Source organism: Roseibium aggregatum IAM 12614 (genome assembly GCF_000168975.1).
Classification (GTDB): Bacteria; Pseudomonadota; Alphaproteobacteria; order Rhizobiales; family Stappiaceae; genus Roseibium; species Roseibium aggregatum.
Map to the genome: position 1 here is coordinate 104037 of NZ_AAUW01000017.1, position 26057 is coordinate 130093.

At 61.3% G+C, this 26057-nt stretch carries 25 protein-coding genes; 13 read left to right on the top strand and 12 right to left on the bottom strand.

Translation table 11 applies throughout. The features are described 5' to 3' along the window. Positions 1–127 precede the first annotated feature (127 nt). Both SIAM614_RS21500 and SIAM614_RS21505 read right to left on the bottom strand, forming a co-directional pair. Positions 128–1339, bottom strand: a complete 1212-nt coding sequence (locus SIAM614_RS21500; protein WP_006937870.1) for a multidrug effflux MFS transporter — start codon at positions 1337–1339, stop codon at positions 128–130. Continuing rightward, entirely contained in the window at positions 1336–1764 is a 429-nt protein-coding gene (locus tag SIAM614_RS21505; protein WP_208984066.1) for a MarR family winged helix-turn-helix transcriptional regulator, read from the bottom strand. Before SIAM614_RS21505 ends, SIAM614_RS21500 begins: the two co-directional genes overlap by 4 nt. 236 nt (positions 1765–2000) lie before the next feature. Here SIAM614_RS21505 and typA point away from each other — a divergent pair, with 236 nt between their 5' ends. The 8 genes from typA (at position 2001) to SIAM614_RS21540 (ending at position 10783) form a co-directional block, all read left to right on the top strand. After that, positions 2001–3824, top strand: a complete 1824-nt coding sequence (gene typA, locus SIAM614_RS21510) for a translational GTPase TypA (RefSeq protein ID WP_006937874.1) — start codon at positions 2001–2003, stop codon at positions 3822–3824. Between the two features lie 419 nt (positions 3825–4243). Next, the gene (locus SIAM614_RS21515) at positions 4244–5167 is read left to right on the top strand and encodes a sulfurtransferase (protein ID WP_040440805.1); all 924 of its coding nucleotides are present in this window, start codon (positions 4244–4246) and stop codon (positions 5165–5167) included. A gap of 1 nt (position 5168) precedes the next feature. Continuing rightward, entirely contained in the window at positions 5169–6299 is a 1131-nt protein-coding gene (locus SIAM614_RS21520; protein ID WP_040440773.1) for a YeeE/YedE family protein, read from the top strand. After that, entirely contained in the window at positions 6296–6472 is a 177-nt protein-coding gene (locus SIAM614_RS32540) for a hypothetical protein (RefSeq protein WP_198137368.1), read from the top strand. Before SIAM614_RS21520 ends, SIAM614_RS32540 begins: the two co-directional genes overlap by 4 nt. A 149-nt stretch (positions 6473–6621) precedes the next feature. Beyond that, positions 6622–7674 carry a MaoC family dehydratase gene (locus tag SIAM614_RS21525; protein ID WP_006937882.1) on the top strand — a complete coding sequence of 351 codons (1053 nt, stop codon included), beginning with the start codon at positions 6622–6624 and terminating at the stop codon, positions 7672–7674. A 76-nt stretch (positions 7675–7750) separates the two neighbouring features. After that, on the top strand, positions 7751–8524 hold the full coding sequence (locus tag SIAM614_RS21530; RefSeq protein WP_006937884.1) for a helix-turn-helix transcriptional regulator: 774 nt from the start codon (positions 7751–7753) through the stop codon (positions 8522–8524). A gap of 85 nt (positions 8525–8609) precedes the next feature. Beyond that, positions 8610–10091, top strand: coding sequence for an indoleacetamide hydrolase (gene iaaH, locus SIAM614_RS21535; protein WP_040440807.1), 1482 nt, complete (start codon positions 8610–8612; stop codon positions 10089–10091). 89 nt (positions 10092–10180) lie between these two features. Next, positions 10181–10783, top strand: coding sequence for an HD domain-containing protein (locus tag SIAM614_RS21540; protein ID WP_006937888.1), 603 nt, complete (start codon positions 10181–10183; stop codon positions 10781–10783). A gap of 216 nt (positions 10784–10999) precedes the next feature. Here SIAM614_RS21540 and SIAM614_RS21545 read toward each other — a convergent pair whose 3' ends face one another. The 3 genes from SIAM614_RS21545 to SIAM614_RS21555 all read right to left on the bottom strand — a co-directional run bounded on the left by SIAM614_RS21545 (position 11000) and on the right by SIAM614_RS21555 (position 14773). Further along, positions 11000–12274 (bottom strand): L,D-transpeptidase family protein, encoded by a 1275-nt coding sequence (locus SIAM614_RS21545; protein WP_006937889.1) that lies wholly within the window; start codon positions 12272–12274, stop codon positions 11000–11002. 365 nt (positions 12275–12639) lie between these two features. Continuing rightward, positions 12640–13599, bottom strand: a complete 960-nt coding sequence (locus SIAM614_RS21550) for an acetyl-CoA carboxylase carboxyltransferase subunit alpha (RefSeq protein WP_006937892.1) — start codon at positions 13597–13599, stop codon at positions 12640–12642. 340 nt (positions 13600–13939) lie between these two features. Beyond that, entirely contained in the window at positions 13940–14773 is an 834-nt protein-coding gene (locus SIAM614_RS21555; protein ID WP_208984067.1) for a DUF3108 domain-containing protein, read from the bottom strand. A gap of 340 nt (positions 14774–15113) precedes the next feature. Between SIAM614_RS21555 and rpmB the strand changes: the two genes are divergently transcribed. After that, positions 15114–15410: a 50S ribosomal protein L28 gene (gene rpmB, locus SIAM614_RS21560; RefSeq protein WP_006937908.1), complete on the top strand. Its 297-nt coding sequence runs from the start codon at positions 15114–15116 to the stop codon at positions 15408–15410. A 116-nt stretch (positions 15411–15526) separates the two neighbouring features. Then, positions 15527–16192 carry a VUT family protein gene (locus tag SIAM614_RS21565; protein ID WP_006937910.1) on the top strand — a complete coding sequence of 222 codons (666 nt, stop codon included), beginning with the start codon at positions 15527–15529 and terminating at the stop codon, positions 16190–16192. Positions 16193–16326: 134 nt separating this feature from the next. On the opposite strand, the gene SIAM614_RS21570 is transcribed toward SIAM614_RS21565, so the two are convergent. From SIAM614_RS21570 to SIAM614_RS21585, 4 genes are all read right to left on the bottom strand, one after another. Beyond that, entirely contained in the window at positions 16327–17367 is a 1041-nt protein-coding gene (locus tag SIAM614_RS21570; protein ID WP_006937912.1) for an esterase-like activity of phytase family protein, read from the bottom strand. Between the two features lie 19 nt (positions 17368–17386). Further along, on the bottom strand, positions 17387–19297 hold the full coding sequence (gene cobT / locus SIAM614_RS21575; RefSeq protein ID WP_006937914.1) for a cobaltochelatase subunit CobT: 1911 nt from the start codon (positions 19295–19297) through the stop codon (positions 17387–17389). Between the two features lie 7 nt (positions 19298–19304). Further along, complete coding sequence (gene cobS / locus SIAM614_RS21580; protein ID WP_006937916.1) at positions 19305–20291, bottom strand: cobaltochelatase subunit CobS; 987 nt, start codon at positions 20289–20291, stop codon at positions 19305–19307. A gap of 67 nt (positions 20292–20358) precedes the next feature. Then, complete coding sequence (locus SIAM614_RS21585; RefSeq protein WP_006937918.1) at positions 20359–20949, bottom strand: DnaJ domain-containing protein; 591 nt, start codon at positions 20947–20949, stop codon at positions 20359–20361. A 179-nt stretch (positions 20950–21128) separates the two neighbouring features. Between SIAM614_RS21585 and SIAM614_RS21590 the strand changes: the two genes are divergently transcribed. Continuing rightward, the gene (locus SIAM614_RS21590; protein ID WP_040440808.1) at positions 21129–21428 is read left to right on the top strand and encodes a BolA family protein; all 300 of its coding nucleotides are present in this window, start codon (positions 21129–21131) and stop codon (positions 21426–21428) included. 89 nt (positions 21429–21517) lie between these two features. On the opposite strand, the gene SIAM614_RS21595 is transcribed toward SIAM614_RS21590, so the two are convergent. The 3 genes from SIAM614_RS21595 to SIAM614_RS33010 are packed head-to-tail and all read right to left on the bottom strand — an operon-like array spanning position 21518 to position 24669. Further along, a complete protein-coding gene (locus SIAM614_RS21595) occupies positions 21518–22858 on the bottom strand; it encodes an HlyC/CorC family transporter (RefSeq protein WP_006937921.1) in 1341 nt (446 codons plus the stop codon). Then, on the bottom strand, positions 22855–24003 hold the full coding sequence (gene aroB, locus SIAM614_RS33005) for a 3-dehydroquinate synthase (protein WP_050789449.1): 1149 nt from the start codon (positions 24001–24003) through the stop codon (positions 22855–22857). The genes SIAM614_RS21595 and aroB overlap by 4 nt, the downstream gene beginning before the upstream one ends. Before the next feature lie 18 nt (positions 24004–24021). Next, on the bottom strand, positions 24022–24669 hold the full coding sequence (locus SIAM614_RS33010; RefSeq protein ID WP_006937923.1) for a shikimate kinase: 648 nt from the start codon (positions 24667–24669) through the stop codon (positions 24022–24024). Between the two features lie 157 nt (positions 24670–24826). On the opposite strand from SIAM614_RS33010, the gene SIAM614_RS32545 reads away from it, so the two are divergent. Then, entirely contained in the window at positions 24827–24970 is a 144-nt protein-coding gene (locus SIAM614_RS32545) for a hypothetical protein (protein ID WP_006937924.1), read from the top strand. Positions 24971–25035: 65 nt separating this feature from the next. Beyond that, a complete protein-coding gene (gene xerD, locus SIAM614_RS21610) occupies positions 25036–25959 on the top strand; it encodes a site-specific tyrosine recombinase XerD (RefSeq protein ID WP_006937925.1) in 924 nt (307 codons plus the stop codon). Positions 25960–26057: the final 98 nt, after the last annotated feature.

Here is a 26057-nt window from a genome sequence, read left to right on the forward strand (position 1 = left end):
CATGCCGTTTCGCCAGCCGCAGGAAAGACCCGTCCTGAGGCAATATCACGACATCGTTTGCCGGATCAGATCCGGCAGTGACAGAAAGGGGACCGGAAGAAAGAGCGAGCGGAAGCGTTCCGAGCGCCTACTCCGCCGCCGCCGGTTGCGGGATCTGGCTGCGCAGGATCAGGTAGACAATGATGCCGACGATAGGCATGCCCGGCAGAATGTAGGCAAGGCCGAGGATCGGTTCGCCAAGCGCTGCAATCAAGAGGCTGGCGACGATACCGCCGCCGAACTGAAGGAAGCCGAGCATGGACGACGCCGAGCCTGCAATGTGCGGGAAGGGCGCCATGGATTCGGTAAAGCTTGCCGGCAAAACCAGCGCCAGCGCGAATGTGAACAGCGCCACTGGCCCCATCACAGTCAGGATCGTCGGCTCATGGGTCAGCGTCACGTAGCACATCAGCGACGAAGCCACGACCCACATGCCAAGCCCATAGGGCACCAGCTTGCGGGCTTCGATGAAGCGCAGCAGACGGCCGGTCAAGATGGTGCCTGAGATGAATGAACCCGACTGGATGATCATTGTCAGACCGAAGGCTGACGGTGTCAGGCCCACTTCATAGATCAGGATGAAGGGCAGAACGGTCGCGAGCGCATAAAGGTTGCCGAGGCCGAAACCGATGAGAAGGCTTGGCGCCAGGAACCTCGGGTCCTTCAGCAAGGTGGTGTAATTGATCGCCAGTTGCCGCGGATTGAGGTGATGCTTGCCGGGCCTGGGATTGGTTTCGACCTGAAAGACGAGCACGGCAACCATGAGCAAGGCGCCGTAGATCACCATGCACCAGAACACTTCCTGCCAGCCGAACAGTTCCAGCACGATGCCGCCGATGGTGGGCGAGATCGCCGGGCCGAGAGCCAGCATCATCGCAATCGTGTTCATGATCTTGGCGGAGGCCTGTCCGGTGAACTGATCGCGGACAATGGCACGCGAGACCGCGATGCCTACCGCTGCTCCGACACCCTGAAGCGCACGGGCAAATACCATGAATTCGACAGTCGGAGAGAAGGTCGCCAGCACGCTGGAGACCAGGTAAAGGATCAGGAAACCGATCGTGACCGGCTTGCGTCCGAAAGCGTCCGTCAGCGGCCCGCAAACGAGCTGCGTGACGGCAAAACCGGCGAAATAGGCTGTCAGCGTGAGTTTGACCGCCGAGTCGGTTGTGCCAAAGGCTTCAACGAGGGCCGGCATGGCCGGTGTGTAAAGCGCCATCGAAATGGGGCCGATGGCAACGAGCCCGGCCCCAAGCAGTGAAGTGCGTCTTGCGCTCATGATAGAGCTGTCGGCAGTCATTTCTGTTTCCCTTTGGAAACCTCCTGCAGCAGGCTGTCCTTCATCGTCTGCAGCAGCGCTTCCAGTATCTGCCGTTGATCGGCGGGGATGTCCTCGAGCGCCTTGGAGCGCACCTCTTGCAGGGCAGTCCCAATTCTTTCAAGCAAAGGATCGGCCAACGGTGTCAGCTCGATCATCTTGGCCCGGCGGTCATTCGGATCCTGGCAGCGTTTTATCAATCCGGCTTTTTCGAGTGTGTCGAGATAACCGACCAGGGTCATCGGTTCGACATACATTGCATCCGCCAAAACAGCCTGCCGTTGACCAGGAAGACGCCAGACATAAAACAACGTACGCGCCTCGCCGGCGGTCAGACCAGTATCGACCTTGGATAACTCCGCTTCGAAGTTCCGCCGCAGCAACCGTGCCAGATCAACGACCAGCATGGTGATGCCGACATTCGGAGTAGGAAGTCCCATCGCCGCCTCATTTTAGTAAGGTTACCTTACGAATATGGCGCTTCTGGAACCGCTGTCAATGCGCAGAAGTGACATTGCATTGCACAATCCCCTCGCGCCACGTATAAAGGCGCCAAATTCGGCGCAGATGCCGTTCCATAGCAAATCAACTTCCAGACAAGCTGCGGGTCCCCAAGGGCCCGTTCTGTCTTTTGGAGCCACTCATGAAACTTCGCAATATTGCCATCATAGCGCACGTTGACCATGGCAAAACAACCCTTATCGACGTTCTTCTGAAGCAATCCGGCGCCTTCCGCGACAACCAGCGCACCGAAGAACGGATGATGGACTCCAACGACATCGAACGTGAACGCGGCATCACCATTCTGGCCAAGGTCACCTCGCTGGTCTGGAAAGACACACGCATCAACATCGTCGACACCCCGGGCCACGCCGACTTCGGCGGCGAGGTCGAGCGCATCCTGCACATGGTCGACGGCGTGATCCTTCTGGTGGATGCTGCCGAAGGCCCGATGCCGCAGACCAAATTCGTGCTTGGCAAGGCTCTGAAGCTGGGCCTGAAGCCGATTGTCGCCATCAACAAGATCGACAAGCCGGAACAGCGCGCCGATGAAGTGCTGGACGAAGTGTTTGACCTGTTTGCGGCACTCGACGCCAACGAAGAACAGCTCGACTTCCCGGTCCTCTACGGTTCCGCCAAGCAGGAATGGATGGCGCTCGAACCGAACGGGCCGCAGGACAGCATGGACCCGCTCTTCGACATGGTTCTGGACAAGGTGTCCCCGCCGGAAGCCGAGCCGGGCGATTTCCGCATCCTGGCAACCACCATTGAATCCGACCCGTTCCTGGGCCGCATCCTGACCGGCCGGATCGTATCCGGCACGGCTCTGCCGAACATGCCGATCAAGGCGCTAGACCGTGACGGCAACCTGGTCGAGACCGGCCGTATCTCCAAGATCCTCGCTTTCCGCGGTCTGGAACGTCAGCCGATCGAAAAGGGTGAAGCGGGCGACATCGTCGCCATCGCGGGCCTGACCAAGGCAACCGTTGCCGACACGCTGTGTGCACCGTCGGTCACTGAATCCCTGCAGGCCCAGCCGATCGATCCGCCGACGCTTTCCATGACGTTTCGCGTCAACGACAGCCCGCTGGCCGGCACCGAAGGCTCCAAGGTTCAGTCCCGCGTTATCCGCGACCGTCTGAAGAAGGAAGCCGAGGGCAACGTTGCTCTGAAAGTGGAAGACACCGACGAGCCGGACGCATTCGTCGTCTCCGGCCGCGGCGAACTTCTGCTGGCGATCCTGATCGAGAACATGCGCCGTGAAGGCTTCGAGCTTGGCGTCGGCCGTCCGCGCGTCGTCTATCAGTATGACGATGCCGGCAACCGCCTGGAGCCGATCGAGGAAGTCATCATCGACGTTGATGAAGAACATTCCGGCGTCGTGGTTCAGAAGCTGCAGGAACGCAAGGCCGACCTTCTGGAAATGAAGCCGTCCGGCGGTGGCCGCACCCGTCTGGTGTTCCACGCCCCGACGCGCGGCCTCATCGGCTATCAGTCCGAGCTTCTGTCGGACACCCGTGGTACCGCGATCTTCAACCGCCTGTTCCATGGCTACGAGCCTCACAAGGGTCCGATCCAGGGCCGTCACACTGGCGTGCTTCTGTCCAACGGCACGGGCGAAGCTGTTGCCTATGCGCTCTTCAACCTGGAAGACCGCGGCCCGATGATGATCGATCCGGGCACCAAGGTGTATCCGGGCATGATCATCGGCGAGCACACCCGCGGCAACGACCTGGAAGTCAACGTCCTGAAGGGCAAGCAGCTCACCAACATCCGGTCTGCCGGCAAGGACGACGCGGTCAAGCTGACCACGCCGAAGAAGCTGACCCTGGAAGCAGCGCTCTCCTACATCGCAGACGACGAGCTGGTGGAAGTCACGCCGGAATCCATCCGTCTGCGCAAAGCCATCCTCGACCCGCATGAGCGCAAGCGCGCCGATCGCGCGGCGAACAAGGAATCGGCATAAGCTCGATTTGAAGAACCAGAAAAGCCCGGGCACTGTCCCGGGCTTTTTTTAGCCCGTTCGATTTTCCCCTCATGCTGAGGAGGACCGCAGGTCCGTCTCGAAGCATGGGCGGCATTTTCGGAGCAAGTGGCCCATCCTTCGAGACAGCGCTTCGCGCTTCCTCAGGATGAGGTTTGCCTATGCGCGCCCTCTTTCACTCGTCCGGATCTTTCGCCGGCAAAGCACAGGACGGGTCAACTGTCCACACGCCTCACCGCAACAAGTTGCCACGCCAAATGTCCGCTTTGGTTTAAAATGTCAGTCGCGAGACTGAATTTGAAACGCCATCCCACGCCCCGGAAACGGGAACTTCCTACAATTCGGCAAATGAATTGAAGCGCCTGGCCGCAAAGCCATCGCGCACAAGGAAGGCCGAAATCATGAAACATGTCGCTCTTGCACTGGCGATGACCGCAAGCCTCGCCACATCCGCCGCTGCCGCAACCTTCGGCCCGCTGGTGGAGGCCTCCGAGCTGTCCGCGTCGCTGGACACCGTGGAGCCGGTGCTTCTGGACATCCGCAATGCCGGATACGAGAAAGGCCATGCCGACGGCGCTCTGTTTGCTCCTTATCGCATGTTCCGCGGACCGGCGGAAAATCCGGGCGGCCTCGTGGATGTCGAAAAGCTGGAAGCCGAACTGGAAGAACTCGGCCTGGAACAGGATACGCCCATCGTGATCCTGTCCGAAGGCAAGACCGATACCGACTTCGGTTCCGCCGCCCGGGTTTACTGGACGTTGAAATCCACCGGCTTCACCGATCTGTCGATCCTGAACGGCGGCCTGGAGTCCTGGAAAGCTGCTGGCCTTCCGGTCAACGCCACGGCCGAATCCGCCTTTCCGAGCGAGCTGGATCTGACGTTTGACGACACCTGGCTCGCCACCACCGCAGACGTTGCCGCCGTGGCTGCGGGCGAGTCGAACGCGCTTCTGGTCGATGCCCGCCCGGCGGATTTCTTCAACGGCAGGAAGGCGCATGACGCGGCAGCCCGCCCGGGAACCCTGCCGACCGCCATCAACCACACCTACACGGCCTTCTTCAAGGAAGGTTCGCCGGCGATGTCGACCGCTATCGACCCGTCTGCTCTGAAAGCCTCGCTTGGTGTTGAAGACGGCAAGGATACGGTTTCCTTCTGCAACACCGGCCACTGGGCCGCCGCCCACTGGTTTGCCGTGTCGGAAGTGGCCGGAGTGGAAAACGCGAAGCTTTACGCGGGCTCCATGGTCGAATATTCCCAGTCCGGAAACGAGATGGCCAATACCCCGGGTCTCGTACAGAACCTGATCAACCAGATACTGAACTGACGTGACCACTGCCGTAGATATTCACACCACCGCTGCGACGCCAATCTGGCGCCGCGGCGGTCTTGTTTTGGCCGCCCTCGCAGCCATGCTGGCCACCGCGCTGCTCGTCGGTGGCCGCTTTGGGCTGCTGCTCGCCGTCGGCCTTGGCTTCGGCATCGTGCTGGAAGGTCTGCGCTTCGGCTTTGCCGGCCCGTGGCGTGCAATGATCCTGCGCCGCGACCCCGGCGGCCTGTGGGCGCAGCTTCTGTCGATCGCCCTTGTCTCGCTGGTGGCCTTTCCGCTGCTTGCCGCCAACCAGGGCGAATTGAGCGGCGCTCAGGGGCCGATCGGCTTTGCCATGATTGCCGGGGCGTTCGTGTTCGGTGCCGCCATGCAGGTTGTGCTCGGCTGCGGGTCCGGAACTCTGGTCAATGCCGGGTCTGGCAACGCGGTCTCTCTCGTCGCTCTGCCCTTCTTTGCCATCGGCAGCTTCGCCGGGGCCTATCACCTCATCTGGTGGACAGATCTCGGCGCACTGCCGGTTCTGACCCTGTCCGGCTGGCAGGGTGCGGCGATCACACTGTTGGGTCTTTCGGCAATTGCTGCTGTGCTGTGGAAACTGGCCGCGCCCGAACACCGCCGCCTGCCTCGCCGGTTGATTGTTGCAGCCGTCCTGCTGGCAGCCCTTGCCGTCCTCAACCTGATCGTGGCCGGTCAGCCGTGGGGCGTCGTCTACGGCCTCGGCCTGTGGGCAGCAAAAGCAGCCTCTGCCGCGGGCGCGGATTTGTCCGGCTCCACCTTCTGGAGTGCGCCCGCATCCGTCGAGCGCCTGACCCATAGCCTGCTGACGGATTACACTTCTCTGACCAATATCGGCATCATTCTGGGCGCGTTTCTCGTTGCCGGCTGGCGGACAGGTGGTTTGTCCCAGAACATCCAGTCTCTTCCGGCACAGGCCTGGCTCGCGGCAATGGTTGCGGGCTTTCTGCTGGGCTATTCCTCCCGCCTTGCTTTCGGCTGCAATGTTGGCGCGTTCTTCTCCGGCATCTCGACCGGCAGCCTGCACGGCTGGGTGTGGTTCGCGGCTGCGTTTGCCGGATCGGTCTACGGTGTGAAGCTGCGCCCCCTCCTGAAGCTGGAGGCAAGATCATGACCCGTTTGGTGACTGCATCCATAGCACTCGCAGGGCTTACCGCCATGATCGCACTCGACGCGTCCGCGACACCGCCCAATCCCTACAAGGCCCCGAAGCTTCTGGCCCTGGGGTCAGGTACCGCTCCCAGCGGCGGCTTCTGCGGTGCGCTACCCGATCCTGCAGGCAAATGACGGCTGTTTTCCCTGTCCTTTTTCGGGCCGGGAAGACAGCCTCAAGCGCCGCGAACTGTTACAAAAAGTCATCGGCAAAACGTCTGACTTGCTTGTGTGCAGCGCAGCGGGCTTAATCCTCTCCGACAAATCGGAATCGGGAGGCACAGGTGAGCAAGACCAATCGCGGCAATTTTTTCGAGGACTTCGAGGTCGGTCAGGTGATCCGCCACGCAACGCCGCGCACCATCACCAGTGGTGACCAGGCGCTCTACACAGCGCTTTACGGCTCCCGCTTTGCGGTTCAGTCGTCGGACGCTTTCGCAAAATCCCTGGGCTACTCTCAAGCCCCCGTCGATGACCTGCTGACCTTTCACATCGTTTTCGGCAAGACCGTGCCGGACATCTCGCTGAATGCCGTCGCCAACCTCGGCTATGCGGGTGGCCGTTTTCTGGCACCGGTTTTCCCCGGTGACACGATCTCCACCGTTTCCGAGGTGATCGGCAAGAAGGAAAATTCCAACGGCAAGACCGGCGTCGTCTATGTGCGCTCAACCGGATACACAGCCAATGGCACCGAGGTACTGGACTATGTCCGCTGGGTGATGGTCAACAAACGTGTTGCCGCCAACCCCGCCCCGGAACCGGTGGTGCCGGAACTTCCCGCGGCACTCGACCCGCAGTCTCTCGGCACCGCTGTACCGCTGCTCGACACCGCAAACTGGGACAACGATCTGGCGGGTTCCGAATACCGTGTCGCCGATTACGAAGTTGGCGAGAAGATTGACCATGTTGACGGCATGACGGTGGAGGAAGCCGAGCACCAGCTCGCGACCCGGCTCTACCAGAACACGGCCAAGGTGCATTTCAACCAGCATACGGAAGCTCATAGCCGCTTCGGCCACCGGCTGGTCTACGGGGGGCATGTGATCTCCATTGCCCGCGCGCTGTCGTTCAACGGGCTGGCCAACGCCTTTCACATTGCCGGTATCAACGGCGGCCGCCACGTCGGCCCGCTGGGGGCAGGCGACACGGTGTATGCCTGGTCGGAAGTGCTGGACAAGGCGGACATCGACGGCCGCTCGGACGTTGGCGCACTGCGCCTTCGCCTGGTCGCGACCAAGAACCGGACCTGCCATGATTTTCCGGGCAAGGACCATGAGGGCAACTACCTGCCCGAAGTGGTGCTCGACTTCGATTACTGGGCCCTGATGCCGAAATAGGCTACCGGATCAGCCTGATTCTTCTGGATGACGGATCTCCTCTTCCCGGCTACCATGCTGCCGGAGGAGGTCTGTCATGCTGACAACGCTTTCGGGCCGGGAAACGAAGCTGATATTCGCGATCATGCAGGACATGACCGCCATTCAGGACGCGCGGCAACTCAGGCTGCAGCTTGGGGCACACCTGCTCGACCTTCTGGAGGCCGATTATTTCGCTTCCTTCGTCTGGACAAGGACGGAAGGCGACACGGACGCTGTGTTCCTGAACATGGACGAGCGCAATCTCGCCGCCTATCAGCATCATTTCCAGCACTGCGACCCGATCACGCCGCGGTTCCGCATGTGCCGGCGCGCCACCCATCTGGACCAGATCATTTCCCGGGAAGACTTCCTGCGCACCGAGTTCTACAACGACTTCCTTGCGCGGGACGGCTTGCATCAGGGAATGAACTTCCACGCCTATGCGGCGACCGGCCATCTGGGCGACCTGCGCATCTGGCGCGGCGCCGGCAAGGACACCTTCCAGCAGCGCGATCTGGACATTCTGAACGCAATCGGCACCGCCTTCGGCCAGGCTCTGGCCAACATGCGAACCAACGAGCAGAAACAGCGGGAAGCCGACCCCCGATTGCGGTTGGCGGCCTGGGCGGCGCGCCACCAACTGACGGGCCGTGAACAGGACGTGCTTTGCCTGGTGAGCGAAGGCAAGCGCGACCGCGAGATTGCCTTGGACCTCAACATCTCCGTCACCACTGTTCGCTCGCACCTGAAGGCCGTGTTTCAAAAGTCCGGGGTCACCAGCAGGGCCGAATTGCTCGCCAGCATCAACGCGCGGCTTTCCCTTCAATAATTCCCCTTGCCTCCTCATTTTGGAGGATGCGCAGCACAAGGCGCAGGCGTTTGCTGTTTCTCTCATGCACAAGAAGGGGAACCAGATGAAAGTGCATCTCACAGCCGGACTGGCCGCTCTTGCGGCCACCCTGTCCTGCCCGGCCCAGGCCGCAGAAGACATCACCACCATGAGTGCGGCGGAAATGGCGGACGCCATTGCCGGACAAACGCTGAGCGCCACGGATCTCGTCAACGCTCTCATTGCCAGGACCGGCGATGACCCGGGAAACGTCTACATAACCTTCGATAGCGAAGGCGCTCTGGCGGCGGCGGCCGCCGCCGATGAAAGCGTGAAGGCCGGAGAACCCCTCGGCCCGCTGCACGGTGTGCCGATTGTCGTCAAGGACAACATAGCCGCCGTCGGCCTGCCGACAACCGGTGGAACGCCGGCGCTGAAGGGCTGGGTGCCACGGGAGGATGCACCTGTTCTGAAGAAGCTGCGGGACGCGGGAGCCATTCTGCTCGGCAAGACCAATCTTCATGAACTTGCCTTCGGTATCACGTCGAACAACGCTGCCTTCGGTGCCGTGGCAAACGCCTATGATCCGTCCCGCTTCGCCGGCGGATCGAGCGGTGGCACGGGCGCTGCGGTTGGCGCCCGACTGGCGCCTGCCGGGCTTGGAACCGATACGGGTGGATCGGTGCGTATTCCCTCGGCGCTCAACGGCGTCGCCGGTCTGCGCCCAACCACCGGCCGCTACCCGGCAGAAGGTATCGTGCCGATTTCCACCACGCGCGATACGCCCGGCCCGATTGCAAGGACGGTTGCCGATCTGATTCTGCTCGACGCGGTCATCACGGGCAGCACGACACAGCTTGAGCCGGCGGATCTGAGCACTGTCCGCCTTGGGGTTCCAGGTGGGCTGACGGATAATCTCTCACCGGAGACGGATCGTCTGTTCAAGGAGGCGCTGGAAAAGTTGAAGGATGTCGGCGTGACCCTTGTTCCCGTCGATATCAGCACGGAGCTTGAGCTTGCCGGAAAAGCCGGTTTCCCTATCGCCCTTTGGGAAGTGAAACGGGATCTCGCCGCCTTTCTGGAGATCCATGAAACCGGGCTCAAGTTGCAGGACATTGCAGATGAGGCCGACAGCCCCGATGTCAAATTCGTGTTCGACAATCTGGTGCTGGGCAACCAGGCGATCCCCGATGACGTCTACCGGGCAGCCATGGACGACATGCGACCCTTGATCCAGTCCGGATATGCGGAGGTCTTTGCGGCCAACAAGCTGGACGCGCTGGTCTTCCCGACAACCCCGCTGCCGGCCCAACCCATCTTGGGGTCCGACGAGACCGTGTCGCTGAACGGAGAAGACGTGCCCACCTTCCCCACCTTCATCCGCAACACCGATCCGGGATCGGTCGCCGGCATTCCGGGCCTGTCGTTGCCCGCGGGACTGACATCCGACGGCCTGCCCGTCGGCCTGGAACTTGACGGTCCGGCCTTTTCCGACCGGCACCTCCTGTCGCTCGGTCTTGCGGTCGAAACCGTGCTGCCGGACATGCCGGCTCCGGCATCCAACTGAGCAGAAGGTCCAGACAGGAAAAGGAAATTTCCCGTCTGGACTTTTCCGGATGCCCCGACGCACACTCGCGCAAAACAGGAGTTTCAGCCATGAAAACCGTGTCCTTCACCCAGATGAAAGACGGCACCAGGGAAGACTACGACCTGCTGGCGGAGGCGGAGCGTCCCTATCACGCCCTGACACCGGAACGGATCCTTGCCGAGTTGAAACGACAGAACGAGGACACGCTGTCGGGCTACAAGATCACCCGCATGCAGCATGGCCTGCAGGCCGCAACGCGCGCGCGGCGGGAAGGCGCAGACATGGACTGGGTCGTCGGCGCGCTGCTTCACGACATCGGCGACGGGCTGGCCCCGCAGAACCACGACCGATTCTCAGCCGAGGTCATCCGCCCCTTCGTGCGCGACGAGGTTGCCTGGGTGGTGGAACATCATGGCATCTTCCAGATGCTTTACTACGGCCGCCACTACGGCTGGGACGAAAACGCCCGCGACCGGTTCAAGGATCACATGCACTTCCAGGCCTGTGCCGACTTCTGCGAGCGCTGGGACCAGTCCTCTTTCGATCCCGACTATGAGATGGACACGCTGGAAAGCTTCGAGCCGCTGGTGCGCGAGGTCTTCTCCCGCAAGGCCTATGACCCGGCAGTAGTGCAGGAAGGCGTTTCCCTGGGATTGCCACCGCTGAAGTAATCGAAACAGGTATAAGGGAAGTGTGAACCGGGCCGATCGGCGACCACCTCACCCGGAGAAAGGCAGATAGCCTGTCTCCCGGGGGGCGCAGCTTGCTCCCGATTACGCTTCCCTCGCGAGAAGGACTTTTCAGTCCTCCTCAGGATGCAGCAATCAACCGCGATACAGGGATCTCGATGGAACTGAGGCCTCGTCCGAAACAGGGACTGGGCCTGATCAGTTCGGTTTGGTTTCCGGAACCACCTCGGTTTCTATGGGTCCGACACCATCGGCTGCTTCCGATGCTTTCGGTCCGAAGGGCACCCAGCGCTTGAAGAAGCTGCCGACAGAGCTGCCGCCGGACTGGTCCTGCGGGGCAAAGGCAGTCTCGACAGCCGATCCCGGCCGTGGCTGGGCGGCCGGAGCAGCCCCTGCCGGGGCGTCCGCTGTCGCCGTTGCTGTTTCAACCGGTTGCGCCTCGGCAGCAGCGGCTTCCGCCGTGGCAACGTTCGGGTTGGTATCGCCGTCACCGCCACCAATAACTTCAGCAAGCCGGTTGGACCGTTCTTCCCAGCGCTTCTGACGCTCTTCACGGGCGTCAAAACGGGCTGCAAGCTGCTGGTATTTCTCGTTGTCGCGGCGCTGCTTGGAAGCAACCGCCGACGCGATTCCCGGGCTCACCTGATAATCAGGGCACTTGGCACTGGCCCGGAAAGGCACACCCTCCACCAGCGTGGTGGCATCGAACACGTATTTCTTCTCGCATACGGAAATCTGCGGCGGGGTCTGCGTCACTTCGAAGTGGTCGTAGCCGGTCTTCAGCATCTGCCAGAATTCCATGTGCTCGCTGTCGCGATGGCGCGCCATGTTTTCCGGTGTCATGCGGAACGGAAACGCCTGCACCTGGAAGGAGCGCTGACCGCCCTTGAAGCTGTCTCGGGCAAGCGCATAGATGTCCTGCACCTGCTCGTCCGTCATGGCGTAGCAGCCGCGGGAGGAACAGGCGCCATGCACCATCAGGTGCGAACCGGTGCGGCCGTGGGCGCGGTCATAGGAGTTCGGATAGCCGAGATTGAAGGCCAGATGATAACTCGAGTTCGGGTTCATCAGGGCCGGCGTGATTTCGTAGAACCCTTCCGGGGCCTGACGGTCGCCTTCCTTGAACTTCGGACCGAGCTCGCCTGACCATTTGCAGATCTCGAATTCGTCCAGAAGCTGGTATTTGCCGGTGCGCGTCTGTTTCCAGACCTCCAGCGCGCTTTCTTCCTTGAAGATCCGGATCATGATCGGCGACGACGAACTCATGTTGAGGTCGTTCATCTTGCGCTTGATCGACGCACTGACGGGAAGCTGTGCCTTGTTCGGACCCGCGCTGAATTCGTCTCCCTGGCAAGCCACCAGCACTCCGGCAAGCAACAGTGCCGCACCGATACGGGCTGTACGCCGGCCGTTGAGGCCGCTTTTGCTAAGAAGAAGGCCGGCTGGCGTGTTCATAAAGCGCCGAAAGACCATGATACTGTCCCAAACTAAGCGGAAACCGACTAAGGCGAACGAATTGCCTTGCCGCACTTCCTGCGTCCTCGCCCCCGCGCAAAGGCTAGGGAATGATGGTTGACGATAAGTTACTGAAACCGGATTGCACCCGCGACCAAAATTATGGTGATAGGAACAAAAACTTGCCCAAGCGTCATCCTGCGCGTCTCAAGTTCGCCTGAATGACGGCAAATTCTGGCCACAGGATGGCAAAAGGGCCGCTTTTCGGGCGGCCCTGCATCGTTTTTTTGCTTATCTGCGGCGTATTGAAGCCTTTTGCGGTTTTAAATGAAGCTGTTTCGCTGAACCCTGCAATCGGCACGTCTTCACTTGACCGTGAAGACCTAACTAAGCGTTCTGCCGATGGAGATGAACTTGTCGCGTCGCTGCTTGCGCACTTCCTCCGGAGACAGACCTGCCAAACCCTTCAACGCGGTCTCGATGGCCTTGCCCGCGTTGTCGATCACGATTTCGCGTGCCCGGTGAGCACCGCCGACCGGCTCCTTGATGATGTCGTCGATGACGCCGAGCTGCTTGAGATCCTGCGCGGTAATCTTCAGCGCGGTCGCGGCATCCTGCGCCTTGGCACTGTCACGCCACAGGATGGAGGCGGCCCCTTCCGGTGAAATCACCGAATAGATCGCATGCTCCATCATCAGAACCTTGTTGGCGGTTGCAATGGCGATCGCACCACCGGAACCGCCTTCGCCGATGACGACGGCAACGGATGGCGTGCCGAGACCCAGACCGACATCGGTCGAGCGGGCAATTGCTTCGGATTGGCCGCGCTCTTCAGCCCCGCGTCCCGGATAGGCGCCGGACGTGTCGACAAAGCTGATCAGCGGCAGGCCGAAACGTTCGGCCATTTCCATCACCCGGACGGCCTTGCGGTAGCCTTCGGGGCGGACCATGCCGAAATTGTGCTTGAGGCGCGTTTCGGTATCGTGGCCCTTTTCCTGAGCCAGAATGGCGACGGACTGTCCGCGGAAACGGCCAATGCCCGCGATCAGCGCTGCATCTTCGGCAAATTTCCGGTCACCGGCAAGCGGCGTGAAATCTTCGATCAGCCCGGCGATATAGGCAACTGCGTGCGGACGGTCCGGATGACGGGCAACGAGCGTTTTCTGCCAGGGCGTCAGCTTGGTGTAGAGTTCCTGCAGCGTTTGCGAGGATTTCGTTTTCAGCCGGTCGATTTCACTGTCGACATTGACGGCTTCGCCATCTTCCCCGGCCAGAGCCCGAAGCTCCTGGATCTTGCCTTCAATGTCTGCAACGGGCTTTTCGAATTCCAAATAGCTGTGCATTTACTCGGTTACCTGAATCATGCCGGCGCCGCCTCTCGTCCGCGGCCGTTCCGGAAATTCTGTTACAAGATCGAAGGATATCCGGCCGGAGGCAGCCGGTCACCCAAGGTCGATCGTTTCAAAGACGTTCAAGCATCTTTGCCGCCTTTGAACAACGCAAGATGCTTCAGGCCGTTTGACCGTGCCTGAACGCATACGTGGGGGCTGTATCAAGAGACGCAAGGTGGCGCAAGCCTCGGCGTGCCGGTTGCCGGAAAACGCAATACCCCTGCGCCCGTCAGGCCCTGCCCGATTTCATGCCGGAACAGGGCACGCAGAGCGCTTCATCAAAGGCCAGGGCTCAGTCGACGGACGCTTGATCGCTGCCGGCACCATCGATCTTGAGTTTGTCGGCTTCCACGATAAGCCGGCCGTTCTTGGTGTCGATGGAAATCCGGTACGGCACCAGCACGTTGTCCCGACCCATGGGAGCAACCCAGACTTCCATATTCGCCTTGGCCATGTATTTGACCGAATCCTTGGACGGACGGTGACCGGCGACAGGTACCCAGCGAGCCTTGCAGACCACCACCTGGCCGTCATAGCCGTGGCCGGAGACTTCCTTGGTGCCGGAGTAGCTCAGCTTGATATCGAACCGCGTCCAGCCGTCGAACACCGGCAGACGGCGGGAACAGGCTTTCGGCCCGAGGCTGTCCTTGGCCCGGCCAACCGGCATCAGCGCCGCACTCAGTGGATCGATCGCATTGCGCGTGTGCCGGTCCGTCACCTTGATCCGCTCCGGATTCGGCTTGAACTGGGGCGCGACTTCCATGGACCGGATGCTGCCGGATCCCTGGCTCAGATTGACGTAGAAATCGAGATTGGAGGCTTGCGAGGCCATGCGGTATTTCGACGGCACGACGCGCGAACCGACCATCCAGCCCGATGCTTCCGCCCCACCCTTGCCGGTGGTGAACAGCGTGCCGATGCCTGCGGGCTCGAGGCTGACCTTGGCTGAATAGGCATTGCCCTGCATCACGAGCGACAGCGTTCCGCGCCCGACCTTGAAACCGGCAATAGAGATATTGTAGAGGCCGCCGACGCTGTTTTTCTTGGCTTCCGCCGGTGTCGTCAGCAACGCCGCAGCAAGCATTGGCAGGGCGACCAGCCGCCCGAAAGACATCAAACCGAACACTTCAAAACCTCCGGACTGCCGCCTGGCAGCGAATTGCGCCCCCGCGCCATGAGAGTTCCGCGACGGAAAGATACCATGAATCCCGCTCGTTGAACGACCCCAATCATTCTAAATTATGGTAACTCACTGGTTAACGGCAGGGCTTCGTGCAAATAAAAGCAGTGAATCTCCGCAAAGCGGCGGAGATGTCTTGACGTTGGCCTCCACTCCCATTATAGCGGGGCAACTTTTTCCGAGAAATGCCGGAGACGATGTCGCCGGGCCTCAGGTCCGCGCCGGTTCCGGTTGGACTTGCTGGGTTCAAGGTAACGGCCCAGCCACGAAAACAAAAGGTGATATCATGGCACGCCGTTGCGAACTCTCCGGCAAAGATGTGATGACGGGCAACAACGTCTCTCACGCGAACAACAGGTCCCGCCGCCGGTTCCTGCCGAACCTGTGCAACGTGTCTCTCATCAGCGACACGCTTGGCGAAACCTTCAAGCTGAAGGTCTGCGCACACGCTCTGCGCTCCGTCGAACACCGCGGCGGTCTGGACGCATACCTGATGAAGGCCAGCGACGCGGATCTGTCCGACGCTGCCCGCAAGATCAAGGTCGATATCAAGCGCAAGCAGGCTGAAGCCGCTGCCGCTTAAGGCCTGAAGCGCCTGCCCAACCGCTTTCGGCAGCAGGCCGCTCTGACAGTTGCATAGAGCCTTCTCAGAACGCCCAATCGACATCGGTTGGGCGTCTGTCGTTGTGAGGTGAACACATGACCGCCACCCGGACATTTTCCGCGAGCCATCACGTTGTCGCCATTCTGGCGATGGCGGCTGTCGTCGTGGCCTCCAACTTTCTGGTCCAATTCCCTGTCAAACACTTCATCGGTGGCATCAACCTGGCCGATACGCTCACCTGGGGCGCGTTCACCTATCCGGTCGCCTTTCTGGTAACCGACCTCACCAACCGCCGGTTCGGCCCGGCGGCCGCCCGCAGGGTGGTGATGTCCGGCTTCCTGATTGCCGTTGTCGTGTCGGTGTGGCTGGCAACGCCCCGTATCGCCATCGCCTCCGGCACGGCCTTTCTGGTGGCGCAATTGCTAGATGTGACCATTTTCGACCGCATGCGCAAGCTGGCCTGGTGGAAAGCTCCGGTCACCTCGTCCTTCATCGGATCTGTCATCGACACGCTGCTGTTCTTCGGCATCGCCTTTTCCGCCAGCTTCGCCTTCATCGACGGCCTGTTCGGCATGGAAGACAGCTCTCTCGCCTTCCCCGTGCCGTTCCTGGGCATCAGCGACGATACCCAGACGCTGTTATGGGTCTCGCTGGCCATTGGCGATTTCCTGGTCAAGGTGCTCGTCGCCGTCGTGCTGCTCGCCCCTTACCGGATCGTGCTTGGCCTCTTCCGGGCCGTGCCGGACGAACGGGCAGCTTAAGAGGCCCCCGAAAATTCCAGCCTGCGACATGGATGACGGAAAGGCGCTTTATGGCGCCTTTTTTTTCAGGCTTCTGATTTCCCGCTTGCGCGAGCCAAGTTTTCCAAAAGAGGAAAAGCTTAGCGGTCCAACCCCTAGTCCTCCAGCCGGAACCTCAGAAACAGGGCTCGCTGCAGGATCGAGCGGTTGTTGTCGGAGACGAGGGTCAGGATCGTTTCACCGTTTTCATTGGTGTGAACGCCGAGCGCTTCCATATTGTCGATCTGGGAGTTGAAGTCGGCCTCCAGCAGCAGCTCGCCTTCCAGAACGGCTCCGGGAACGATATCCGCCCCGTTGAACCGGCGCAGCCTGAGCCCGATCAGGTCGCGCAGGTTGAAGCGCCGCTCAACCAGAACCATATCGCCACCGGGAAGAAAAGTGGCATCGGTCGCGTCGAACCGGTCGTGCCGGCGGATGGTGAAGCGTTCCGTGCCATCCGGACCGATGATGAAGCCCGACAGATCGTGCAGATCGCTTGGCACTGATTCAGCGACAGCTACGAGCTTGCCGGCAAGAGGGCCATCTTCCGGTCCCGCCGCCAAGGCTTCCAGTCCGGTGTTGCGCGGCAGATCGCGAATATCCTGCGGCAACGCGACTTCACCGATCATCTGTTCCTTGCCGGTCGAGATCGGCCAGGGAAACCGGTAGATGGCATTGCGGGTTTCGGCTGTCACGTAAAGTCCGGAGCCTGACAGTGTCAGCGCCTCCGTATCGTGTCCCCAGCGCGCATCGAGCGTTTTGCCGTCAGCGCCAAGCATCGGGGCAAAACGAAGATCTGCAATTCCCGTCGGCTTGCCTTCCACCGTCTGCTCGATCCGGCCGCTGACCCAATGGCCATTGTCCGTCACCGCCAGAAATCCGTTCCCGCCGTCCAGACTGATCAGACCGGACAGACCGCCAACCTTGCGGTCGGCAGCAATCAGTTCCAGACCGCCCAGATAGGTGAGCTTGCCGAATGTCGTGTCAGCCGTCCCGATGCGGAAGGTGTCGATGGACCGGGTGCGCGCCTTGACCGGCTGTCCAGAGGACAGCAGCTCCTCAGCTGAGGCGTTGACAGGCTCGACACACCACAGAGCGGAGAGAAAGGCGGCCGCCAGCGCGAGGCGACTTGCCGGACGACGTCCCTCTGCTGCCATGCTTTACGGATCCTGCCGTCTAACGATGACCCGCGCGGCGACGACGGCCACGCGTGTTGAAGGACGTGTCCACCTCATCGTCGAAGAGATTGGCGAGCTGGTCCGTCATGGCCCCTGCCAGTTCTTCGGCATCGACGATGGTGACAGCGCGGCGGTAGTAGCGCGTGACGTCATGGCCGATACCGATGGCGATCAGCTCGACCGGCGACCGGGTCTCGATTTCCTCGATGACATAGCGCAGGTGCCTCTCCAGATAATTGCCCGGGTTAACGGACAGCGTGGTGTCGTCCACCGGCGCGCCGTCGGAAATCATCATCAGGATGCGGCGCTGTTCGGGACGTGCCATCAGCCGGTCATGAGCCCACAGCAGCGCTTCGCCGTCGATGTTTTCCTTCAGAAGGCCTTCGCGCATCATCAGGCCGAGGTTGCGCCGGGCGCGCCGCCAGGGAGCATCCGCAGACTTGTAGATGATGTGGCGCAGGTCATTGAGACGGCCCGGGGTCGGCGGCTTGCCGGCACCGATCCAGCTCTCGCGAGACTGGCCGCCTTTCCAGGCCTTGGTGGTGAAGCCGAGGATCTCGACCTTCACCCCGCACCGCTCCAGCGTGCGCGCCAGAATGTCGGCGCAGGTGGCCGCAACGGTGATTGGGCGGCCGCGCATCGATCCGGAATTGTCCAGAAGCAGTGTCACGACCGTATCGCGGAAATTGGTGTCGCGCTCCTGCTTGAAGGCAAGCGGTGCCATCGGGTCGGTCACGGCCCGGGTCAGCCTGGCGGTGTCGAGCAGGCCTTCTTCCAGGTCGAAATCCCAGGCCCTGTTCTGCTGCGCCATCAGCTTGCGCTGCAACCGGTTGGCCAGGCGCGCCACGGCCCCTTGCAGATGGGTCAGCTGCTTGTCCAGGAACCCGCGCAGCCGGTCGAGCTCCGCCATGTCGCACAGTTCTTCGGCGGTGATCGTCTCATCGAACTGGGTGGTGAACACCTTGTAATCGGTTTCCGGACGGTTGGAGGCCGGAAAGTCGGGCCGATCGCTTTCGCCCGGCTCCTCGGTGTCCTCCGACATGTCCTGGTCGGCGAAATCTTCCATGTCGGTTTCGGCAGCTTCCGTATCGCCGCTTTCCTGCTCTTCGCCGGAAAGTTCCATCTCCTGCGGAGAGGCTTCCTGTTCGCCGGAATCTTCTTCGCTGTCGTCGCCGGATTCGGCCTCGTCGTTGTTCCCCTGGTCCTCGTTTTCGTCCGGGTCCATGTCCTGGTCCTGGTCGCCAAGCTCATCGCCCATGTCGAGCGATTTCAGGACATCACGCAGACGGGCCGCGAAGGAATTCTGGTTCTCGACCTCGGCTTCCAGCCGGTCGAGGTCGGCACCGGCCTTGTCCTCGATCCAGCCGCGCCACATGTCGACAAGTTTGGTCGCGCTTTCCGGCGGCTTTGCCCCGGTCAGGCGTTCACGCACCAGGAGGGACAGGGCATCCTGCAGCGGGGCTTCTTCGCGGCTGGTAATGTCCGGCGCACCGGACTTGCGGAATCGGTCATCGAGCATCACCGACAGGTTGTCGGCCACCCCCTGCATCCGGCGCGCGCCAACCGCTTCACAGCGGGCCTGCTCGACCGCCTCGAAAATCGCACGGGCGTCCGGGCCTTGTGGCATGTTCTTGGAATGCACGGCCTTGTCGTGGCAGGCGATGCGCAGCGCAATGCTGTCCGACAGACCACGGGTGATGGCGATCTCCCGCGCATTGATCTTGCGCGACGGCTCCGGCAGGCGCGCGGACATGCCGCTGAGACCGGGCCGGTCGCCGGAAAAGATGACTTCCAGTTCCGGCTCGCCGGAAATCGCCCGCATGGTGCCGCTCACCGACTGCTTGAACGGCTCGGTGCTCGGCGCGGGCTTGTTGCCCGGAAGGGAATTATGACCCGGCCGTGGTGCCATCGGAACCTCAGCTCATGACTACGTTGACAGCGGATTCCGGCAGATCTTCGCCGAAGCAGCGCTGATAGAACTCGGCCACCAGGGACTGTTCCATGTCGTCGCACTTGTTGAGGAAGGTCAGACGGAAGGAAAAGCCGACATCGCCGAAGATCTGCGCGTTTTCCGCCCAGGTGATGACCGTACGCGGGCTCATGACGGTGGACAGGTCGCCGTTGATGAAGGCGTTCCGGGTCATGTCGGCCAGGCGCACCATCTTGGAAACGGTGTTGCGGCCTTCTTCCGTCTGGAAGTGCTTGGCCTTCGACAGAACGATATCCACCTCGTTGTCGTGCGGCAGATAGTTCAGCGTGGTGACGATCGACCAGCGGTCCATCTGCGCCTGGTTGATCTGCTGCGTACCGTGATACAGGCCGGAGGTATCGCCCAGACCAACCGTGTTGGCAGTGGCGAACAGCCGGAAGGCCGCATGCGGACGAATGACGCGGCTCTGATCCAGAAGCGTCAGGCGGCCGGACGATTCCAGGATACGCTGGATCACGAACATCACGTCCGGACGGCCGGCGTCATATTCGTCGAAGACCAGCGCGACATTGTGCTGATAGGCCCAGGGCAGGATACCGTCACGAAACTCGGTGACCTGCTTGCCGTCCTTGATCACGATTGCGTCTTTGCCGACGAGATCGATACGGGAGATATGGCTGTCCAGGTTGACGCGGATACACGGCCAGTTGAGACGCGAAGCCACCTGTTCGATGTGGGTCGATTTGCCGGTGCCGTGATACCCGGTCACCATCACGCGCCGGTTGTGCGCAAAACCCGCCAGGATCGCCAACGTTGTGGCGCGGTCGAAAAGGTAATCCTCGTCACGCTCTGGCACATGTTCTGACGGCGCGGAAAATGCGGGTACCTTGAGGTCGGACTTGAAACCGAAAACCTCTTCTACGGAAATTTCAGTGTCCGGCATGGCCATGGCCGCAGTCGTCGTCTCAGTCATCAGTCCTCCGCAGTCCCGTCAGTTCGGGAAGGGTCGTTTGGAAAAAGCCGGCAGGACCCTGCAGGCTCTAAAGGAAACCGGCTTTTTTCAGAACGTTATACGCCTGAATGATTTCCCGCAGGCGGTCTTCGGAAGACCTGTCACCGCCGTTGGCATCCGGATGGTTCAATTTAACAAGCTCCTTATAGCGCGCTTTGATTTCGGCGCCACGGGCTGTGTAAGGCAGATTGAGCACATCCAGGGAACGTTTTTCAAGCGTTAGTAGCTTTCTTTCGCGCGGACGGCGCACTTGCTCGGCTCGCCGTTGCGCGTTGGAGCGCATGTTGGAGCGTGCGTCGAAGCCGTCCGGCCCCTCGGCTGCCTGCCGGTTTACACCCATTTTCCAGGTCGGCCGGTGCCCGGTCAGACTATCCTTCTGATAGCTGCGCACGTCGTCGTCGCCCATGCCTGTAAAATAGTTGTAGGACTTGTTGTACTCGCGCACATGGTCGACGCAGAAATTGAAATACTGCCCTTCCCGGTCGCGCCCTTTCGGTGCCCGGTGCGTGCCCGGCCGCTTGCAACCCGGATGATCGCACACCGGATGACGGCCCTGTTCGGCCCGTTCCTTGTCCGGCTTCACGCGGATGCTGTCGAAGAGTTTTGAGTCCAGTTTCATGCGCCGAAATATTGAAGTGTGAGGGCGTGCGGGCAAGCCGCAGGCCGTTGCATTGTCCCGGTATCCAAAGTTAATTTCCTCAGACCGGATGTCGAAAGTCGAAGAGCCCGGCACTGTATCAGGCAGGGTCGGGCCATGAAAGACTTGAACTTCGAAAACAGCTGCGCCAAATGAAACCGATGAGCACGAAACAAACGATTACCGACAAACTGTCTACAGCCTTTTCGCCCTCTTTTCTGAACGTCATCGACGAGTCGGACAAGCACAAGGGCCATGGCGGCTGGCGCGAAGGCGGCGAAACCCACTTCCGTGTGCAAATCGCCGCAGCCGCATTCGACGGCATGAACCGGGTTGCAAGACACCGGGCGATCAACGATCTGCTTGCAGACGAGCTCGCCGGCGGCGTGCATACCCTGGCACTGGAAATCCGCTCTGACAGCGAACCGGACCCGCGCGCAGCCCGGGTGGCCGGAGGCTGAGCGGCAGTCTCCTCAAAAGTCCAGTTTTTTCAGTACCAAACACATTGAGCCACACCGCCCGGCTTTCCAACGCCGCTTGTTTTTTTAGATCAACCGCCCGCTTTCGCAGCCGCACCGGCAACGGCCTGGGCGGCGCCACCCGGCATCTTGGCGCCAGGCGTCTGCCCAAGCGGCATGATGCGCAGCCGCGTGATACGGTTCTTCTCCCGGCGCAGCACCGTGAAGCGGAAGCCGTGGAAGGTGAAGATCTGGCGCTCGTCCGGGATCATTCGCGCTTCATGAATTACCAGACCGGCAATCGTCGTCGCCTCGTCGTCCGGCAGGCTCCAGTCGGCAGCGCGGTTGAGGTCGCGAATCGGCACGGAGCCGTCGACGATCACGGAGCCGTCCGCCTGCGGCCGCAGGCCTTCCAGTTCGACGTCGTGTTCATCGGCGATCTCACCCACGATTTCTTCCAGAATGTCTTCCAGCGTGACCAGGCCCATCACCTCGCCATACTCATCGACAACCAGGGCAAAATGCGACTTGTGCCGCAGGAAGGCGTTGAGCTGATCCTGCAACGATGTCGTGTCGGGAACGAACCAGGCCGGGGCAGCGATATCCAGAACGTTGATCTTCGCAGCATCGCCGCCGGCAGCCTGCAGTGCGCGCAGCAGATCCTTGGCATGGAGCACGCCGACAAAGTTGTCGCTTTCCCCGCGCCAGATCGGCAGGCGGGTATAGGGCGATGCCAGAGCCGCGTTGACCAGCTTGTCCGGCGCATCGTCCGCATTCAGCGCCACCATGTTGGTGCGATGAACCATCACGTCCGAGACTTCCAGTTCCGCCAGGTCGAGCAAGCCGCCGAGGCGGTCGCGCTCGCCCTTTTCCAGCCCGCCTTCGATATGCTGCAGGTCGACGGCACCGCGCAGTTCCTCATGCGGCGACAGTATCGAGGTGTCGTCACCGATATTGACGCCAACCAGCTTCAGGATGTTGCGGACGATCCACTCCACCCCGACGACAATCGGTCCGAACACCGCCACCACGAAGCGCACAATCGGTGCCACCGCCAGCGCAAAGCGCTCGGGGTTCGAAATCGCCCAGGTCTTCGGCAGCACTTCGGCGAAAACCAGAACGAGGGCGGTCATCACCAGGGTGGCAAGCGCCACGCCCGCTTCGCCGAACAGCGACAGGAACACGCTGGTTGCCAGCGCAGACGCCAGAATGTTGACCAGGTTGTTGCCCAGAAGCAGCGCGCCGATCAGCCGCTCTCGGTTGGCGATCAGCAGGCTGACCACCCGGGCGCGCCAGTCTCCGGTTTTTTCCATCTGGTGCATGCGCGCGCGCGATGCGGCGGTGAGCGCCGTTTCCGAGCCGGAAAAGAAGCCGGACAGGACCAGGAGAACGAAGATGGCGCCGACCGCCAGCCAGAGAGCCGTTTCCGTCATGCCTCGAGTTTCTCCTTCAGGAAGTCAGACACCAGTGCGGGATCGACGCCTTTTTCGACAAAGGCTTCGCCGATGCCGCGTGTAAGAATGAAGGTGAGCGCGCCCCGGCTGACCTTCTTGTCCTGTGCAATGATATCCATGAGCGTTTCGGCCGGCGGCAACTGGCCGGGGATGTCCTGCAACCGCACAGGCAGACCGACATCGCTCAGATGCTTGTGGACACGCTCGACAGTGTCCTCACCGATGAGGCCGAGGCGCTGAGAGAATTCATGCGCCAGCATCATCCCGATGGAGACACCTTCGCCATGCACCAGACGCTCGGTCTCATAGGCGACGGCCGATTCCAGCGCGTGGCCAAACGTGTGACCCAGATTGAGCAACGCCCTGCGGCCTGATTCCAGCTCGTCCGCTGCCACTACATCCGCTTTTGCCTGACATGACCGGGCGACAGCTTCATCCCGTTCCGCGCCACCGGCAAAGACCGCCTGCCAGTTGGTTTCCAGCCAGGCGAAGAAGTCTGCATCGCCCAGAAGCCCGTATTTGGCGACTTCCGCATAACCGGCGCGAAAATCGCGCAGCGGCAGCGTGTCCAGAATGGCGGTGTCGGCCAGCACCAGCGCAGGCTGGTGGAAAGCGCCGATCAGGTTCTTGCCATGACGCGAGTTAATACCGGTCTTGCCGCCGACGGAACTGTCGACCTGGGCAAGAAGCGTGGTCGGCACCTGAATGAACGCCATGCCACGGCGCACGGCGGAGGCAACAAAGCCGGTCAGGTCGCCGACGACACCGCCACCAAGGGCCACGACCGCGTCGCCGCGTTCCAGCCGGGCGGCCAGAACCTCGTCGCACAGGCGTTCGAATTCACGAAAGCATTTGGTGCTTTCACCCGGAGGCACCGTGATGACCGTATGTTCGAGCCCGGCAGCCTTCAGGCTTTGCGAAAAGGCCTTCAGATGCAGGCCTGCAACGGTTTCATCGGCAACGACCGCAAGGCGCGCACCGGGCATGACGGCGGCGATTTCCGCCCCGGCGCCCTCGAGCAGCCCCCGGCCGATCTTGATGTCGTAACTGCGCGCGCCAAGATCGACCCGGACAATTTTCTCGTCCCGGCCCAACAATGCTTTTGCCACTACCGTGTCTACCATGCCGTTACGCTTTTAAGTTCAAGACATTGATGTTTGCGCGGCGCTGGTGGCCTCGCGATTGAAGAGATGCTCCGCCAGGGTGGCGATGATCTGATCGACCACCGCTTCATGCGGAACGTCCCTGGAAGTAACCGTCAATGCCGCCTTGGCATAAACGGGTTCGCGGTCGGCCATCAGCTTGCGCATGGTGCCCTCGGGATCAGGGTTCTGCAGCAGCGGCCGCGTGGACCTGCGCCGGACCCGCGCCATGACCGTGTCGAAATCGACTTTCAGCCAGATGGACAGGCCATGCTCGGCGATTTCCGAACGCGTCGCCTCGCTCATGAACGCGCCGCCACCCGTCGCAAGCACCTGCGACCCTTCACGCAGAAGACGGGCGATCACCCGTTCCTCACCGCTGCGGAAATAAGGCTCGCCGTGCTCGGCGAAAATCTCCGCAACGCTCATGTTGGCCGCGCGCTCGATTTCGGTATCGGCATCGATAAATTCAAGCCCGAGCCGATGCGCCAGCCGTTTGCCGACCGTCGACTTGCCACACCCCATGATTCCCACCAGAACGATGGACCGATGCCCCAGGGCTGCTACCAGGCGGGCCAGATCAACGGTTTTTACGTCTGTCTCCGCGGACCCTCCTTTGGAAGACCGCGCCTTGTCGTATTCTGTCATGGCGGCGTTTTAGCATATTCGTCAAAAAAGACACGGGGGAACTCCGCCTGCCAGACTGCTGCTTTGCCTTGCATGCGCCCCCGCCTTGTTGAAACAATCGCCTATCCGATTCGCTTGCCCGCAAGGGAACCGACGCCCTGACCTGGAGACAGCCGACGTGCCGACCCTGACCCGCCTGTTGCTCGTGCTGCTGCTGCTCGGCGCGCTCGGTTACGGCGCGATCTATTCCTTGGCCAATCTTGTCGAACCGCGCGAACGGGAAATCGAAATAAGGCTCAAGAAAGACGGCTTCGGCCGCTGACCCGTCGTTCATAAAGACAGGTCATCCAGGGCACTTTCTTGAGGCCCTTTGCGAAGGCAGACGCGATGGCAACCGGTTTCGATCTTGAAAACTTCCTGGAAATGCTGGCCGCCGAACGCGGTGCGGCGGAAAACACGCTGGCCGGATACCGCCGCGACCTGGAGGACTTCTCCGGCTTTCTCGGGCGCAAGTCCCTCGCCTCCGCGCAATCGGAGGACATCTCGGCCTATCTGGGCGATCTCAATCGGCGCGGATTTGCCGAAACCTCGCAGGCAAGGCGCTTGTCCGCGCTGAAGCAGTTCTACAAGTTCCTTTATGCGGAAGGCACGCGGGAAGACGACCCGACCCGCACCCTGTCCGCCCCGAAGAAACGCGCAAGCCTGCCCAAGGTGCTGTCGATAGAAGATGTCGACAGGCTGATCGAGACGGCGCGGGCGGAAACCGAAAGGCCCCGGAAAAGCGCGACAGCGCGCTTGCGCGCGCAGCGCATGTACACGCTCATAGAGGTGCTCTATGCCACCGGCCTGCGCGTTTCGGAACTGGTCGCCCTGCCGGTCACCGCGGCACTTAGGGACGCGCGTCTGATCGAAATCAAGGGCAAGGGTGGCAAGGAACGGCTGGTGCCGCTCTCCCGCGCCGCACAGGCCGCCATGAAGGACTACGTCGGCTTGCGCGCCGCCGAAGGCGCCTACGAAAAAAGCCCCTGGCTGTTTCCCTCCCACGGCGACAGCGGGCATCTGACCCGCCAGCATTTTGCACGCGAACTGAAAGATCTCGCGGTCGCCGCCGGGCTCGATGCCGGCAAGATTTCCCCGCACGTGCTCCGCCATGCCTTCGCCTCGCATCTGCTGCAGAACGGTGCCGATCTCAGAGTGGTGCAGCAGTTGCTGGGCCACGCCGACATTTCGACAACGCAGATCTACACCCACGTTCTGGACGAACGCCTGCGCGAACTGGTCGAAAGCGCCCACCCGCTCGCAAAGAAATGACTGCCCGGAGACATCCGCTTCGCGCCTGCCTGCTTCTCGTGACAGATCGCTTCAAACCGCTGATTTTATAGGGAATACTAACGAGGATGCCTTTTACA

Excerpts from the sequence above, each read along its gene's own strand:
- SIAM614_RS21500 (WP_006937870.1), bottom strand. The coding sequence starts at position 1,339 with ATGACTGCCGACAGCTCTATCATGAGCGCAAGACGCACTTCACTGCTT.
- SIAM614_RS21505 (WP_208984066.1), bottom strand. The coding sequence starts at position 1,764 with ATGCTGGTCGTTGATCTGGCACGGTTGCTGCGGCGGAACTTCGAAGCG.
- typA (WP_006937874.1), top strand. The coding sequence starts at position 2,001 with ATGAAACTTCGCAATATTGCCATCATAGCGCACGTTGACCATGGCAAA.
- SIAM614_RS21515 (WP_040440805.1), top strand. The coding sequence starts at position 4,244 with ATGAAACATGTCGCTCTTGCACTGGCGATGACCGCAAGCCTCGCCACA.
- SIAM614_RS32540 (WP_198137368.1), top strand. The coding sequence starts at position 6,296 with ATGACCCGTTTGGTGACTGCATCCATAGCACTCGCAGGGCTTACCGCC.
- SIAM614_RS21530 (WP_006937884.1), top strand. The coding sequence starts at position 7,751 with ATGCTGACAACGCTTTCGGGCCGGGAAACGAAGCTGATATTCGCGATC.
- iaaH (WP_040440807.1), top strand. The coding sequence starts at position 8,610 with ATGAAAGTGCATCTCACAGCCGGACTGGCCGCTCTTGCGGCCACCCTG.
- SIAM614_RS21540 (WP_006937888.1), top strand. The coding sequence starts at position 10,181 with ATGAAAACCGTGTCCTTCACCCAGATGAAAGACGGCACCAGGGAAGAC.
- SIAM614_RS21545 (WP_006937889.1), bottom strand. The coding sequence starts at position 12,274 with ATGGTCTTTCGGCGCTTTATGAACACGCCAGCCGGCCTTCTTCTTAGC.
- SIAM614_RS21550 (WP_006937892.1), bottom strand. The coding sequence starts at position 13,599 with ATGCACAGCTATTTGGAATTCGAAAAGCCCGTTGCAGACATTGAAGGC.
- rpmB (WP_006937908.1), top strand. The coding sequence starts at position 15,114 with ATGGCACGCCGTTGCGAACTCTCCGGCAAAGATGTGATGACGGGCAAC.
- SIAM614_RS21565 (WP_006937910.1), top strand. The coding sequence starts at position 15,527 with ATGACCGCCACCCGGACATTTTCCGCGAGCCATCACGTTGTCGCCATT.
- SIAM614_RS21570 (WP_006937912.1), bottom strand. The coding sequence starts at position 17,367 with ATGGCAGCAGAGGGACGTCGTCCGGCAAGTCGCCTCGCGCTGGCGGCC.
- cobT (WP_006937914.1), bottom strand. The coding sequence starts at position 19,297 with ATGGCACCACGGCCGGGTCATAATTCCCTTCCGGGCAACAAGCCCGCG.
- cobS (WP_006937916.1), bottom strand. The coding sequence starts at position 20,291 with ATGACTGAGACGACGACTGCGGCCATGGCCATGCCGGACACTGAAATT.
- SIAM614_RS21585 (WP_006937918.1), bottom strand. The coding sequence starts at position 20,949 with ATGAAACTGGACTCAAAACTCTTCGACAGCATCCGCGTGAAGCCGGAC.
- SIAM614_RS21590 (WP_040440808.1), top strand. The coding sequence starts at position 21,129 with ATGAGCACGAAACAAACGATTACCGACAAACTGTCTACAGCCTTTTCG.
- SIAM614_RS21595 (WP_006937921.1), bottom strand. The coding sequence starts at position 22,858 with ATGACGGAAACGGCTCTCTGGCTGGCGGTCGGCGCCATCTTCGTTCTC.
- aroB (WP_050789449.1), bottom strand. The coding sequence starts at position 24,003 with ATGGTAGACACGGTAGTGGCAAAAGCATTGTTGGGCCGGGACGAGAAA.
- SIAM614_RS33010 (WP_006937923.1), bottom strand. The coding sequence starts at position 24,669 with ATGACAGAATACGACAAGGCGCGGTCTTCCAAAGGAGGGTCCGCGGAG.
- xerD (WP_006937925.1), top strand. The coding sequence starts at position 25,036 with ATGGCAACCGGTTTCGATCTTGAAAACTTCCTGGAAATGCTGGCCGCC.